The organism is Enterobacter cloacae complex sp. SHL018 (genome assembly GCF_049237905.1).
In the GTDB taxonomy this organism is placed as follows: Bacteria; Pseudomonadota; Gammaproteobacteria; order Enterobacterales; family Enterobacteriaceae; genus Enterobacter; species Enterobacter hormaechei_C.
Window position 1 is genome coordinate 1,913,266 of sequence record NZ_JBMKJE010000001.1, and the last position, 14,083, is coordinate 1,927,348.

Annotated in this window: 10 protein-coding genes and 1 tRNA gene; 10 read left to right on the forward strand and 1 reads right to left on the reverse strand. The window is 53.1% G+C overall.

Features of this window, described 5'->3' with window-relative positions:
* Window positions 1-37: 37 nt before the first annotated feature.
* From ACOTY5_RS09295 to ACOTY5_RS09335, 9 genes are all read left to right on the forward strand, one after another.
* The gene (locus ACOTY5_RS09295) at window positions 38-1,780 is read left to right on the forward strand and encodes an IucA/IucC family protein (RefSeq protein ID WP_023303942.1); all 1,743 of its coding nucleotides are present in this window, start codon (window positions 38-40) and stop codon (window positions 1,778-1,780) included.
* Window positions 1,780-2,727: a GNAT family N-acetyltransferase gene (locus ACOTY5_RS09300; RefSeq protein ID WP_023303943.1), complete on the forward strand. Its 948-nt coding sequence runs from the start codon at window positions 1,780-1,782 to the stop codon at window positions 2,725-2,727. The genes ACOTY5_RS09295 and ACOTY5_RS09300 overlap by 1 nt, the downstream gene beginning before the upstream one ends.
* A complete protein-coding gene (iucC, locus tag ACOTY5_RS09305; RefSeq protein ID WP_421631896.1) occupies window positions 2,724-4,466 on the forward strand; it encodes an aerobactin synthase IucC in 1,743 nt (580 codons plus the stop codon). The genes ACOTY5_RS09300 and iucC overlap by 4 nt, the downstream gene beginning before the upstream one ends.
* Entirely contained in the window at window positions 4,463-5,788 is a 1,326-nt protein-coding gene (locus ACOTY5_RS09310; protein WP_062934156.1) for a lysine N(6)-hydroxylase/L-ornithine N(5)-oxygenase family protein, read from the forward strand. The genes iucC and ACOTY5_RS09310 overlap by 4 nt, the downstream gene beginning before the upstream one ends.
* A gap of 26 nt (window positions 5,789-5,814) precedes the next feature.
* A complete protein-coding gene (locus tag ACOTY5_RS09315; protein ID WP_032648831.1) occupies window positions 5,815-8,004 on the forward strand; it encodes a TonB-dependent siderophore receptor in 2,190 nt (729 codons plus the stop codon).
* Between the two features lie 167 nt (window positions 8,005-8,171).
* Window positions 8,172-8,247: transfer RNA gene (locus tag ACOTY5_RS09320), tRNA-Asn, on the forward strand.
* Between the two features lie 329 nt (window positions 8,248-8,576).
* Complete coding sequence (locus tag ACOTY5_RS09325; RefSeq protein ID WP_421631897.1) at window positions 8,577-8,903, forward strand: phage holin family protein; 327 nt, start codon at window positions 8,577-8,579, stop codon at window positions 8,901-8,903.
* Window positions 8,890-9,279 carry a M15 family metallopeptidase gene (locus tag ACOTY5_RS09330; RefSeq protein ID WP_017693120.1) on the forward strand — a complete coding sequence of 130 codons (390 nt, stop codon included), beginning with the start codon at window positions 8,890-8,892 and terminating at the stop codon, window positions 9,277-9,279. Before ACOTY5_RS09325 ends, ACOTY5_RS09330 begins: the two co-directional genes overlap by 14 nt.
* Before the next feature lie 247 nt (window positions 9,280-9,526).
* Entirely contained in the window at window positions 9,527-11,053 is a 1,527-nt protein-coding gene (locus ACOTY5_RS09335) for an aryl-sulfate sulfotransferase (protein WP_023294976.1), read from the forward strand.
* A 105-nt stretch (window positions 11,054-11,158) separates the two neighbouring features.
* Here the strand turns inward: ACOTY5_RS09335 and ACOTY5_RS09340 are convergent, their stop codons facing one another.
* Window positions 11,159-12,334 carry a cytoplasmic protein gene (locus ACOTY5_RS09340; RefSeq protein ID WP_108720744.1) on the reverse strand — a complete coding sequence of 392 codons (1,176 nt, stop codon included), beginning with the start codon at window positions 12,332-12,334 and terminating at the stop codon, window positions 11,159-11,161.
* 132 nt (window positions 12,335-12,466) lie between these two features.
* On the opposite strand from ACOTY5_RS09340, the gene ACOTY5_RS09345 reads away from it, so the two are divergent.
* The gene (locus tag ACOTY5_RS09345; RefSeq protein ID WP_045142646.1) at window positions 12,467-14,020 is read left to right on the forward strand and encodes a bifunctional metallophosphatase/5'-nucleotidase; all 1,554 of its coding nucleotides are present in this window, start codon (window positions 12,467-12,469) and stop codon (window positions 14,018-14,020) included.
* Window positions 14,021-14,083: the final 63 nt, after the last annotated feature.

Below are 14,083 nucleotides of genomic sequence, written 5' to 3' on the forward strand. Positions count from 1 at the left end.
ACGAGAATTATTATCAGTCATGGAATGAGGTACAACTATGCGTACTCTGCCCCGCTCCGCCGGTACAGATGTTGCGGCCCAGTGTTTTTTGAACGCGCTGCTGCGCGAAACGAAGGACTGGCATTATCTTCCCGCAACCCGTGCGGATGAGTTATCACAGATTCATATCCCGCTCTCCCCAACCCAGGCCATTCGGGTTCCGGTACGCTATTTCTCCCCCACGCAGCATCACCAGTATCGTTTTCCGGCAACGCTGATTCAGGCCGACAGCGACGGCGGTGACACGGTCACATTTCATCAACTGATTGATTTCATTCTTCAAAAAGAGACGGTAAAAGGCGAGCTGGATGCCGATACGCTGGCTCGCTTTAAGCAGCGCGTCCTGGAAAGCCATACGCACACCTGGCAGGCCATTGATTTACGCCACAACTGGGCAAACCTGCGCGATAAGCCGCTGACGTTTGCCGAAGCGGAACAGGCGCTGCTGGTCGGCCATGCTTTTCATCCTGCCCCAAAGTCGCACGAGCCGTTCAACGAGGCCGAGGCGCGTCGCTATCTGCCGGATTTCGCCTCCCGCTTCCCGCTGCGCTGGTTTGCGGTTGAGCATGAGCTGATTACCGGCGACAGCCTGAATGTCTCCCTGCGGGAACGTCTGCTGCGCTTTGCAGCGCAGAGCGCGCCGGCCCTTCTCGGTCACTTCACCGACACCTGCTGGATGCTGCCGATGCACCCGTGGCAGGCCGACTATCTGCTGGAGCAGGACTGGTGCCAGCGTCTGGTAGAAAAAGGCGCCCTGCGCGATCTGGGCGAAGCCGGTGCGCAATGGCTGCCCACCAGCTCTTCCCGCTCGCTGTACAGTGAAACCAACAGCGACATGATTAAGTTTTCCCTGAGCGTGCGGCTGACCAACTCCGTGCGCACGCTGTCGGTGAAAGAGGTTAAGCGCGGCATGCGCCTGGCGCGACTGGCGAAAACGGCACGCTGGCAGGAACTTCAGGCGCGCTACCCGACCATGCGCGTGATGCAGGAGGACGGCTGGGCGGGGCTGTGCGATGAGCACGGCGTCGTCCAGGAAGAGAGCCTGATGGCCCTGCGCGTCAACCTGCTGTTCGATACCCCTGAAACGCAAACCAACGTGCTGGTGAGCCTGACCCAGGCCGCGCCGGACGGCGGCGACAGCCTGCTCGCCGCGGCGGTGCGTCGTCTGAGCCAGCGTCTGGATCTCCCGCTCGCCCAGGCCGCGCGCTGCTGGCTGGACGCTTACTGCGACCGGGTATTGCTTCCGCTGTTCAGCGCCGAGGCGGACTACGGTCTGGTCCTGCTGGCGCACCAGCAAAATATCCTCGTTGAGATGCAGCAGGATTTCCCCGTTGGGCTGATCTACCGCGACTGCCAGGGCAGCGCCTGGACCGAAGGGGCCGACGCGTGGCTGAAAGAGGCAGGTGAAACCGAGGTGGAAAACCGCTTCGGTGAGAGCCAGCTGCTGCGCTACTTCCCTTATTACCTGCTGCTGAACTCTACCCTTGCCGTCACCGCCGCGCTCGCCGCCGCCGGCTTCGACAGCGAAGAGAACCTGATGTCCCGCGTGCGTGACGCGCTGGCCGAACTGCGCACGACGGCGAAGCAGACCCGCTGCCTCGATTACGTGCTCGACAGCCCGACCTGGAACTGCAAAGGCAACTTCTTCTGCTATCTGCACGATCGCAACGAAAACACCATCGTCGATCCGGCGGTGATCTATTTCGACTTTAGCAACCCGTTTTATAAGGAGAAGGCGTGATGGCAAACGCGAATATCGTCCATTCCGGCTACGGCTTTCGCTGCACGGTCACGGAACAAAACCTGCCGCTGACGCTGGGTCTCGACGGCAGCGCGGTGCTGGAGCGGCTGACCGGGCTCCCGGACGGCTGGCTGGTGGACGCCCTCGACCAGCTGTTTGTTGCCGCGCCCGCCCTGACCGGCATTACCCTGCCGTGGGCAGCCTGGCAGGATGAACCTCAGGCGCAGGCGCTGTTTAGCCTCGTTCACGGGGATTATCTGGCGCGTGAAATTTTCTGGCAGCTGCCGCTGTGGCTGAAAGGCGAACGTCCGCAGGCGAGCGGCGGAATGCAGTTTGACGAAAGCCGTCAGCTGTACTTCCCGCTGCGCCCTCACCGCCCGCAGGGTGAGGTGTATCGCCGTTACGATCCGCAAATTAAACGCACCCTGAGCTTCCGCGTGGCCGATGTGGCCCAGGACGGCGAGCGCTTTACCCGCTGGATGAATAACCCGCGCGTGAACGCTTTCTGGGAGATGGCGGGACCGCAGGCCGAGCAGGAGAACTACCTGCGCCGCCAGCTTGATTCGACGTACTGCTACCCGGTTATCGGCTGCTTCGATGACCAGCCGTTCGGCTATTTTGAACTCTACTGGGCGGCAGAAGATCGCATTGGCCGCCACTATCGCTGGCAGCCGTTTGACCGCGGGCTGCACATGCTGGTGGGTGAAGAAAACTGGCGCGGCGCGCAATACATCCGCAGCTGGCTGCGCGGCCTCAGCCACTATCTGTATCTCGATGAACCGCGCACGGCGCGCATTGTCGCCGAGCCGCGCTTCGACAACCAGCGTCTGTTCCGCCATCTGGCGTCCGCCGGTTTCGACACGGTGAAAGAGTTCGACTTCCCGCACAAACGCTCCCGTCTGATCATGAGCGAGCGTCATCACTTCTTCCACGAGGTGGAACTGTGAACGCACTTTGGCAGAAAGTGAACCGCGAGATGGTGGCGAAGATCCTCGCCGAACTGGAATATGAACGCACCCTGCGCGCCGAGCCGGTTTCGGCGGACAACTGGCGCATCAGTATGGGCAACGCGTGCTGGCAGTTTCGCGCCACGCGTGGGATATGGGGCTGGCTGCATATTGACCCTGATACCCTGACCACCACCAGCGGCGCGGCGGTCGAAGCGGAAAACGCGCTGCTGCAACTGGCCACCGTGCTGGAGATGAGCGACGCGCAAACGGCGGAGCACATGGAAGATCTCTACGCCACGCTGCGGGGTGACATGCAGCTGTTGCAGGCGCGTGAAACGCTGGATGCCGATGCGCTGATCCACCTCGACCCGGACGAACTACAGTGCCTGATGCGCGGTCACCCGAAGTTTATTTTCAACAAGGGACGCCGCGGCTGGGGGCTGGATGCCCTGCGCCTGTACGCGCCGGAATATCGCGGGCGTTTCCGCCTGCACTGGGTCGCCGTGCAGCGCGAGCGTCTGGTCTGGAGCAGCGACGCCGATTGCGATATTAACGCCCTGCTCTCCAGCGCCATGGACGATGCCGAGCGCGAGCGGTTCGACGCCCGCTGGCAGGAGCTGGATCTGGACGACAGCTGGCTGCCGGTGCCGCTGCACCCGTGGCAGTGGCAGCAAAAAATTGCCATTCATTTCCTGGCGCAGCTCGCGCGCGGTGAGATGGTAGAGCTGGGTGAGTTCGGCGATGAGTATCTGGCGCAGCAGTCCCTGCGCACGCTGACCAACGCCAGCCGTCGCGCGCCGTATGACATCAAGCTGCCGCTGACTATCTACAACACCTCCTGCTATCGCGGTATTCCGGGCAAGTATATCGCCGCCGGTCCGCTGGCCTCGCGCTGGCTACAGCAGCAGTTCGCCAGCGATGCCACGCTGATTCACTCCGGGGCGCAGGTGCTTGGCGAACCCGCAGCCGGATATCTGTCGCATCCGGGTTATACCGCATTGCCTGAGGCGCCGTACCGCTATCAGGAGATGCTGGGGGTGATCTGGCGCGAGAACCCATCCTGCTATTTACAGGATGGCGAACAGGCGGTGCTGATGGCGGCTCTGATGGAAACCGATAACCAGGGGCGCCCGCTGATTGACGCGTGGATCAAACGCTCGGGGTTAACCGCTGACGCATGGCTGGAAAAGCTGTTTGAGGCGACGGTGATCCCCTTCTATCACCTGCTCTGTCGCTACGGGGTGGCGCTCATCGCCCACGGCCAGAACGTCACGCTGGTGATGAAAGATTACGTTCCGCAGCGCATTTTCCTGAAGGATTTTCAGGGCGATATGCGCCTGGTGGATGAAGATTTCCCGCAGGCGCAGAGCCTGCCGGAGCATGTAAAAGCGGTGACGGCGCGCCTCAGCGCGGATTACATCATCCACGACCTGCAAACCGGCAACTTTGTCACGGTGCTGCGCTTTATATCCCGCCTCACCCTGCAATGCGGCGTGAGCGAAACCCGCTTCTATCAGATCCTGGCGCTGGTGTTACGTCGCTATATGGCCGCCCATCCGGATCTTGCGGCGCGCTTCGCCAAATTCGACCTGTTTAAGCCGCAGATTATTCGCGTGATCCTCAACCCAGTCAAACTTACCTTCTCTGAACACGACGGCGGCAGCCGCATGCTGCCGAACTACCTCTGCGATCTTGATAACCCTCTTTTTCTGGTCTCCCAGGAGTCAGCGCAATGAAAACCTATGATTTCATCGGCATTGGTATCGGTCCGTTCAACCTCAGTATTGCCGCGCTGGCAGAGGGGCTGGACGGTTTTAGCTCGCTGTTTCTTGAACGCAAGCCGCACTTCTCCTGGCACCCGGGGATGATGGTGCCGGACTGCCATATGCAGACCAGCTTCCTGAAGGATCTGGTCAGCGCCGTGGAGCCTACCAACCGCCACAGCTTCCTGAACTATCTGGTACAGCGCAAAAAGTTCTACCGTTTCCTCACCACCGAGCAGCGCACCGTCTCGCGCGAGGAGTTTGCCGACTACCTGTGCTGGGCGGCGGATAACCTCACGAACCTGGCCTTCAGCCAGCAGGTACAGCAGGTCCGCTTTGATGAGCAAAACGGTCTGTTTGAGGTGGTGACCCAGCGCGACCGCTTCCTGGCGCGCCACGTCTGCGTGGGGATTGGCAAACAGATCAACCTGCCGGACTGCGTCACGGCGCAGGACGATACCTGCTTCCACGCCAGCGAAATGATGCTGCGCACGCCGGATTTAGCGGGCAAGCGCGTCACCGTCGTTGGCGGCGGCCAGAGCGGTGCGGATCTGTTTTTAAATATCTTCCGTGGGGAATGGGGCCAGCCGCTGAGCCTCAACTGGGTGTCGCGCCGCAACAACTACAACGCGCTGGATGAAGCCGCGTTTGCTAATGAGTATTTCACGCCGGAGTATGTGGATAGCTTTTCCACCCTTGGTGACGACGCCCGACGTCAGATGTTGCAGGAGCAGAAGATGACCTCCGACGGGATAACCACGGAGTCGCTGCTGGCCATCTATCGCGCCATGTATCACCGCTTCGAAGTGCTGCGCGAAAAACCCTGGGCGCATCTGATGCCGTCCCGCTCGGTGACGGCGCTGACGCGCCAGGAAACCGGACATCGCCTCAGCATCCAGCATCACCTGGACGGCGGGCGCGAACAGCTGGAGAGCGACGTGGTGATTTTCGCCACCGGCTACCGCGCCGTGCAGCCCGCGTTTCTCGCCCCGCTCTCTTCCCGACTGCGTCTGGATGAGAATGAAGCCTTCTGCATCAACAACGATTTCACCCTTGAATGGGACGGCCCGCAGAGCAACCGCCTGTTTGCCGTCAATGCCGGGATGCACCGTCTCGGTATTGCCGAACCCCAGCTCAGCCTGATGGCCTGGCGCGCGGCGCGAATTTTGAATCGCGCTCACGATGACGAGCCGTTTGAGCTGGCAACCACCCCCGGCGTGATCCACTGGCGGAGCACCACCAGCCCGGAGAGCAGCCAGGTTTTTAAATCATTAATAAAGACCACCGAGTACTGACACACACATTCAGGATCAACATAACAATGAAACGTTCTCATCTTTGGGTTTTAAATCCGTGCTTGCTTGCCATGCTTTCTACCTCTGCGTGGGCGGAAGAACAAAAGGAAGAAGATATTGTGGTCTCTGCCAGCCGGGCACATCGCAGCGTGGCAGAGATGGCGCAAACCACCTGGGTTATTGAGCGGGCGGAAATTGAGCAGCAGGTTCAGGGCGGGAAAGAGATTAAAGACGTGCTGGCCCAGCTGATCCCCGGCATGGACGTCAGCAGCCAGGGACGTACCAACTACGGCATGAACCTGCGCGGTCGCTCCATGATGGTGATGGTGGACGGCGTACGTCTGAACTCTTCCCGCAGCGACAGCCGCCAGCTCGACTCTATCGATCCGTTCAACATTGACCGCATCGAAGTGATCTCCGGCGCCACCTCGCTGTACGGCGGCGGCAGTACCGGCGGTCTGGTGAACATCGTCACCAAAAAAGGCCAGCCGGAGACCGAAGTGGAGTTCCAGACCGGGGCAAAAAGCGGGTTTAACAGCCATAACGACCATGATGAGAACGTCTCCGCAGCCGTGAGCGGCGGCAATGACAACGCCTCTGGCCGTCTGTCGGTCTCCTATCAGCGCTACGGCGGCTGGTATGACGGCAACGGCGACGAGGTGATTATCGATAACACCCAGACCGGCTTGCAGTATTCCGACCGTATCGACGTGATGGGGACAGGCACCATCAACATCGACGATCATCAGCAGCTCCAGTTAACCACGCAGTACTACAAGAGCGAATCCGACGGCAAGCACGGCCTGTTCCTTGGGGAGAATTTCGCTGCGGTCACGGGCGATGCCAAAGCCTATAATAAAGATAACCTGAACTCTGACCGTATCCCGGGCACAGAGCGTCACCTAATCAACCTGCAATACTCGAACACCGATTTCTGGGGTCAGGATCTGGTTGCGCAGATTTACTACCGTGACGAGAGCTTGACCTACTACCCGTTCCCGACGCTGAGCAAAGGCGCGGTGACCAGCATTGGCGCGTCCCAGCAGAAAACCGATTTTTACGGCGGCAAGCTGACGCTGAACAGCAAGCCGATGGACGACCTGACCCTCACCTGGGGTGTGGACGCCGATCATGAAACGTTCGATGCCAACCAGCAGTTCTTTGACTTGAGCAAAGCGGCGGCGAGCGGTGGCATGGAGCTGGACAATGCCTACAACGTGGGCCGTTATCCGGGTTACAGCATTACCAACCTCGCGCCGTTCCTGCAAGCTAGCTATGACATTGACGCCATCACCCTGAGCGGCGGCGTGCGTTACCAGTACACCGAAAACAAGGTGGACGATTTTGTCGGCTACGCCCAGCAGCAGGCAATCGCCACGGGCAAAGCGACCTCCGCTGACGCGGTGCCGGGCGGGAAAACCGACTACAACAACTTCCTGTTTAACGCCGGGATCCTTGGACGTCTGACCGAACAGCAGCAGCTGTGGTTTAACTTCTCCCAGGGCTTCGAGATCCCGGACCTGGCGAAGTACTACGGCTCCGGCACCTATCAGCTGGTCGATGGTCACTATCGCCTGCAAAACAGCGTCAACGTGAACGACTCAACGCTGGACGGTATTAAGGTCAATGCTTACGAGCTGGGCTGGCGCTTCACCGGCGATAACCTGCGTACCCAGGTGGCGGCCTACTACTCGCTCTCGGATAAAACCATCACCATCAACAAGAGCGACATGACCATCAACCTGGAGGACGACAAACGTCGTATCTACGGGGTTGAAGGCCAGGTGGACTATTTCTTCACCGACAGCGACTGGAGCACCGGGGCGAACTTTAACGCCATCAAGTCCGAAACGCGTGAAAACGGGAAATGGGAGAAGCTGACGGTCGACAGCGCCAGCCCGTCTAAAGCCAGCGCATGGGTTAACTGGGCGCCGGGCGACTGGGCCCTGCGCGTGCAGAGCACACAAACCTTCGACGTGTCTGACGCCGACGGTAAGAAGATTGATGGCTATAACACCGTTGATTTCCTGGGCAGCTACGCCCTGCCGGTGGGCAAAGTCAGCTTCAGCGTGGAAAACCTGCTGGACAAAGACTACACCACCGCCTGGGGCCAGCGCGCACCGGGGCTGTATAGCCCAACCTACGGCGCACCGGGTCTTTATACTTATAAAGGCCGTGGACGTACCTTTGGCCTGAACTACTCCGTACTGTTCTGATCCTGCGCGCCGCCTGCCTGCGGGCGGCGCGATTTGCTGTGCAATTTGAAAGCAAATTTGCTATTAAATCATCGGTTTGCTGAAATTGTCGGCAAACGAACAAAAACGGTGTTTTCCCCTTTGACAAGGCGCACGCAGGTCGATAATATGCGCCTCGTTCACACGATTCCTCTGTAGTTCAGTCGGTAGAACGGCGGACTGTTAATCCGTATGTCACTGGTTCGAGTCCAGTCAGAGGAGCCAAATTTGAAAAGCCTGCTTTTAAAGCAGGCTTTTTGCTTTTCAGCGCATGAGAAATGCAGGACGGCGCCCGTTGCCGTTTTAGTGTTTACCCCCACCTCCTCACCTGTCCCTGTTATATATTCCACTAATAAATAGAATCATTAATATTAATAACACATAACTATCATTCATCAAATATCGATCGGCAAAAACTATTAATTACATTCCGTGTGATATTCATCACAAAACGGGATTGCTCAACGTTTATTATTTACCGCATAGCAAAAGCAAATCGTTAGACCAGGAAAAATAATCTCATCAAGAGTTAAAGTTTTTTACTTATATACCCTATGGAGGTAATTGCTTTGCCATGGAAAGACCCATCATCAAATGCATTTTTTAGCTGGCTTTACATAATATTATTTGGCGCGTGGGGAGGACTTGTCAGATATCTCCTTGACGTTAAGTCAGGCCAGTCGGGAAGAAGTTTATTTTCTGCGTTAGCACAAATTATTGTATCAGGATTTACCGGTGTACTTGCTGGGTTCATGTCACAAAGCCTTGGTTCAGTATTTCATACTTCACTTGCAGTCAGCGGTATATCAGGTGCAATGGGTGTTGTTGCTCTTAATTATTACTGGAAGAAAATCTCTGGAGATAGTAATGATAAATCATGAATTTAGTAGAAAGACTGAAAAGAACCTTAAAGGAGTACATAAAGATCTTTCGGAGGTGATGAGAAAAGCATTGAAATTATCGCCTGTTGACTTCGGTATTTCTGAAGGGGTAAGAAACCAAAAACGACAGCTTGAGCTATTAGCATTAGGAAAATCATTAACGTCTAAAAGCAGGCATTTAACGGGGCACGCCGTCGATGTATTCGCGGTCATCAACGGTACCGTTTCATGGGATTTTAAACATTATCAGACAATTGCAACGGCTGTTTTTCAGGCCGCTAAGGAGCTATCTGTTGATGTTGAGTGGGGCGGCAACTGGACGGAAATAAAGGATGGCGTTCATTTTCAGCTATCACGAAAGATGTATCCTGAATAGAACCTAACACATTTGACATGTATATTTCCGCAGAGAATACAGCTCATCGTTATTTTCCGGATGATTAACCATGTTCTTTTTACATAAATTTTATAATAGGAGAATGAGAATACAAAATCGCTTTTAATTATCAAAGCTCAAAATTATCCGTCAGGCGTTTATTTACTCGTTATTTATACAGGCGATGCTTAATTGCGTTGACAAAAAAACCATATATCTTATTGAATGAAATAAAAGGAATACCATCATGACAATTACTTATATTAAAACTGAACTTGCACCAGCCGACAACCAGCTCGCTGCATACCTTTATTTTACCTCAGATACCCCGGTAAGTTATTCTTACACTGTTACAAAAAGGACGACCAGTCCAACCAGCGTAGATTTTACCTATACATCGGATCTCATTTATGGTGTTACGCAAACCATTAAAATCCCTGTTATTGGTCTTTATGCGCAATATGCAAACAGTGTGCAGGTCGTATTTAAGGATGACACGGGTACTGAAGTTTTCAATCAGCCATTTATCATCAGTACAGAAGATCAGGAATACGATACATCTGTCATCTTCCACCTCGATATTGAGCAAACCGATCCTGCACTATTTACCTCTGTATGGGGAAACAGTTGGTTAATGGAATCCACTGGCCGAGGTTATGACCAAAATGGTGACCTGCGTTTTAACTTCTTATCGGTTTATCATCTCCAGCCGCTGCGGATCCACAATGGCTACCTCTATACTGGCAGCGACGAAGATATGGCGTGGTACGGCCGTCGCTTTTTCAAAATTGATATCATGGGCAATGTCGTCCTTGAATTCGACATGCGTGATGCTGATGGCAATCACTATGCAAATACTCATGATGTAGTCTGGGACTCCGCGGGCGACATTTATATGTTTGGCACCGATAGCCCTAACCGACTAACCAACACGATGGCGCAAGATGCGCTGGTTCTGAAATTTAACGATCAGACAGGGAAAATGATTTGGGCGAAAAACTATACCAGCGAATATAGTGGTTCTCAAATTCTGAATAACAATACGCCTAATGATGTCCATTTTAACTCTCTTACATGGATTGCAAGCAGCCCAAATAACGAAGAAGCCATTATTGTCCATTCTCGCACAACGAGTACAACTTTTGGTATCTCTATCGTTGATGGCAGTATCTTGTGGGCAATCGACACAGGTAATTTCAACCCTCAGTTCCCGGCAAAACAAGCGACTATTCATATTGATAATTCGGGTATTACTCATTTTGAAAATGGTGCCCATACGGTGTGCATCACGAATAATAGTGCTTTTTCTGCCAGTATCGATCCTACCGCAGGAAAATTTGTCTTATCAGTGTTCGATAACCGATCTTGCGTAGATGAAAATGGCAACCCCGTTATTCGTCCGATAAATGACGCAGCGACGTCGGACCCCTATCAAACAGATCCAGCCCGCATTCTGTTCTATGCGGTCGACTTAGCAGCAGGCACCGCTGTTGAGATTCATGCGCCTGTTGAACTCCCAACGACGCCTATCCTCCAATGGACCGACTTTATGGGAGGCGTGTTTGATCATGGTGATTATTTCACTATTTTTACCTGCCATGCGCGCTCATTCTTTATCAGTGACGTAGACGGTAATATGGTTGCCTCTATCTATGATGTGATTTCTTTATCTGATGGCGCTCCTCAATACCCTGGGGAGGCCTACCGTGCAAGATTATTTAATGAAACGGAGCTTACTGACGTCATCACTGCGGCATCTATTTATGCAAATTAATCAAATGATGTAACAATCTGGAACAGATGCAATTGATCACTGCATATGTTAATAGGGGGTCATGTCGAGCCATGACCCCTTGATGCTATATACGAAGCGCACAGGTCATGACTTCATCGCCGAAAAGATTGAGCCATTATTCATACCTGAAGGCGCTAATGTAAATTTATCGTTATAGTCTTGCGCCAGGGAAAGTAGTATTTGCGTCACCCGCCCTGCGGATAGTTGCGCGCTGCGACTAAAATGCGTTTGTTTATATAGCCAGTTGATAAAGCACCTGCTGGCCGTTAAAGAGAGCCTTTTAGCGTTATTGCTATCCCCCCCTGTTAATGGGCAAACCATCTTACGGTTTCTTCCCTGCTCCCAAAGCTGCCACTGACTTTGCCACCAGCCATGCTGTGACGTTCTCTGAAAATTCCAGGGTATATCACTATCATTATCGTTGATTTCTTCTTCTATAAACCACATTTCACCTTGCCCCAGGCGAAACAAATTTGCCCAGGCGGTAATGACTGCTCCCCGAAGAAAGCATTCGTGTGAAATAACATGCATCTTTACCTCAGGAAAGAGGAGATTCAGTATTCGAAAATGCCCGTGAGCCGCTATCACCGGGCGCACAATCGAACCTCTGGCGTTACATTTCAGAGCCGCGCTTCCATACTGTATTTCATCGAACTGGCTCCGACGCAGAAACTGTGTCTCTCGCATATCAACGCGTTTTACAATATCAGCGTGATGCAAATCAGGCTCGATATTTCCCTTCCAGTGATAACGTAATGTTTCCCCACTTTGATGCTCAGTAAAATTAGTAGAGAGATGAATAATATTACCGCGGATGGCATCAAAACTGATCAGGACATACAATTTCTGTTCTGCAATTCTCCCCTGGAACGGTACAACCATTGACACAGTTTCAATACGTTCTGGATACACTATTTTTCTTTGCTTTTGCTGTTTGGGTGTCCAGACTTTTTTGCAGGCGCGGCACTGAACGCGCTGTGTCCCCCGTGGGTTATAACCATAACAAATAGTTTTCGGGCAATAACATTCAGGGCAAAAATAACCGTTTTCTAAGGCATAGGCGCTTAAGCAAGAAAAAAGCCATTCATTAAATTGTTGTTCATTAAACAGAGGGGGATAACTCCCACATGCCCGGCAGTGCAATGCTGGATATCCCAGCCTGTAGTCTGGCCAACTGTAATCTTCAGATGCTGAGACTGGCAGCCCTAAATTACGGCAACCAAACGATTTACAGGTATTAATCGTAAACAGAATCAATATTAATCACCAACGATTTGAATGGGTCGGTGATTTTGCCGCATAACTCTTGCATAAGTGTGTGAGCAGGTTCGCATAAAAAATCCTTTCAGAACGTAAAGTAGCGAATCTTTATATGACTGAAAGGAACGACTTATGAAGATAAAGTTAATCGCTGCGGGTATTCTGACGACGCTACCATTTTGGGCCTGCGCTAAGGATGTCACCATCCTTTATACCAATGATCTCCATGCTCATGTAGAACCTTATAAAGTGCCATGGATTGCTGACGGCAAACGGGATATTGGTGGCTGGGCGAATATCACTACTCTGGTAAAAGAGGAAAAATCAAAAAGTAAAGCGACATGGTTTTTTGATGCAGGTGACTATTTCACTGGCCCTTATATTAGTAGCTTAACGAAGGGAAAAGCAATTATTGATATTATGAATACCATGTCGTTTGATGTTGTAACGATAGGTAATCATGAATTGGATCATGGCTGGGATAATACATTATTACAGCTAAGCCAGGCGAAATTCCCTGTCGTACAGGGCAACATATTCTATGAGAACAGCAGCAAATTATTCTGGGATAAACCTTATACCATCGTCGAAAAAGATGGCGTGAAAATTGGCGTCATTGGTTTGCACGGCGTGTTTGCCTTCAATGATACCGTCTCCGCGGCAACGCGCGTAGGCATTGAAGCGCGGGATGAAATTAAGTGGTTACAGCGCTATCTGGATGAACTGAAAGGCAAAGTCGACCTGACCGTATTGCTGGTCCATGAAGGTACACCGGCGCGTCAGTCCAGTATGGGAGGGACCGACGTACGACGTGCACTGGATAAAGATATTCAAACTGCAAGCCAGGTGAAAGGTCTGGATATTCTGATTACGGGACATGCGCATGTCGGTACGCCGGAACCGATTAAAGTTGGCAATACGCTGATCCTCTCGACCGACAGCGGCGGCATTGATGTGGGGAAACTGGTACTGGACTACACGAAGCCGCATCAGTTTACGATGAAAAATTTTGAGCTTAAAACCATTTACGCCGATGAGTGGAAGCCCGATCCGCAAACGAAACAGGTTATAGACGGCTGGAATAAGAAACTGGATAAAGTAGTTCAACAAACGGTGGCGCAGTCGCCGGTTGAGTTGACGCGCGCGTATGGTGAATCAGCCCCGCTGGGTAATCTGGCTGCGGACGCTCTACTCGTGGCTGCGGGTAAAAATACTCAGCTAGCCTTGACCAACTCGGGCGGCATTCGCAATGAGATCCCGTCGGGCGCAATTACGATGGGTGACGTCATCAGTACGTTCCCCTTCCCTAACGAGCTGGCCACGATGGATCTTACGGGTAAACAATTACGCACGTTGATGGAACATGCCGCAAGTTTAAGTAATGGCGTCTTGCAGGTTTCAAAAGGCCTGGAGGTGAAGTATGACAGCAGTAAACCAATCGGTCAGCGGGTCTTCGTATTTACCCTTAATGGCAAGCCGATTGAGGATGCGACAGTCTACCACATTGCCACTCAGAGCTTCCTTGCTGACGGCGGCGATGGTTTTACCACCTTTACCGAGGGTAAAGCGCGTAATACAACAGGCGGTTACTACGTTTCTAATGCCGTGATCGATTACTTCAAAGCGGGCAACACTATTACGGATGAGCAGCTCAAAGGCATGCGCGTTGCTGATGTGAAAAAGTAAAGGTTCTTACCATACAGGCTTTTGGCGCCGCATTGGTGATGAATGCATTGAAATAAAATAAAC

Coding starts and splice junctions, on each gene's coding strand:
- ACOTY5_RS09295 (WP_023303942.1), top strand. CDS start 38: ATGCGTACTCTGCCCCGCTCCGCCGGTACAGATGTTGCGGCCCAGTGT.
- ACOTY5_RS09300 (WP_023303943.1), top strand. CDS start 1,780: ATGGCAAACGCGAATATCGTCCATTCCGGCTACGGCTTTCGCTGCACG.
- ACOTY5_RS09310 (WP_062934156.1), top strand. CDS start 4,463: ATGAAAACCTATGATTTCATCGGCATTGGTATCGGTCCGTTCAACCTC.
- ACOTY5_RS09315 (WP_032648831.1), top strand. CDS start 5,815: ATGAAACGTTCTCATCTTTGGGTTTTAAATCCGTGCTTGCTTGCCATG.
- ACOTY5_RS09325 (WP_421631897.1), top strand. CDS start 8,577: ATGGAGGTAATTGCTTTGCCATGGAAAGACCCATCATCAAATGCATTT.
- ACOTY5_RS09330 (WP_017693120.1), top strand. CDS start 8,890: ATGATAAATCATGAATTTAGTAGAAAGACTGAAAAGAACCTTAAAGGA.
- ACOTY5_RS09335 (WP_023294976.1), top strand. CDS start 9,527: ATGACAATTACTTATATTAAAACTGAACTTGCACCAGCCGACAACCAG.
- ACOTY5_RS09345 (WP_045142646.1), top strand. CDS start 12,467: ATGAAGATAAAGTTAATCGCTGCGGGTATTCTGACGACGCTACCATTT.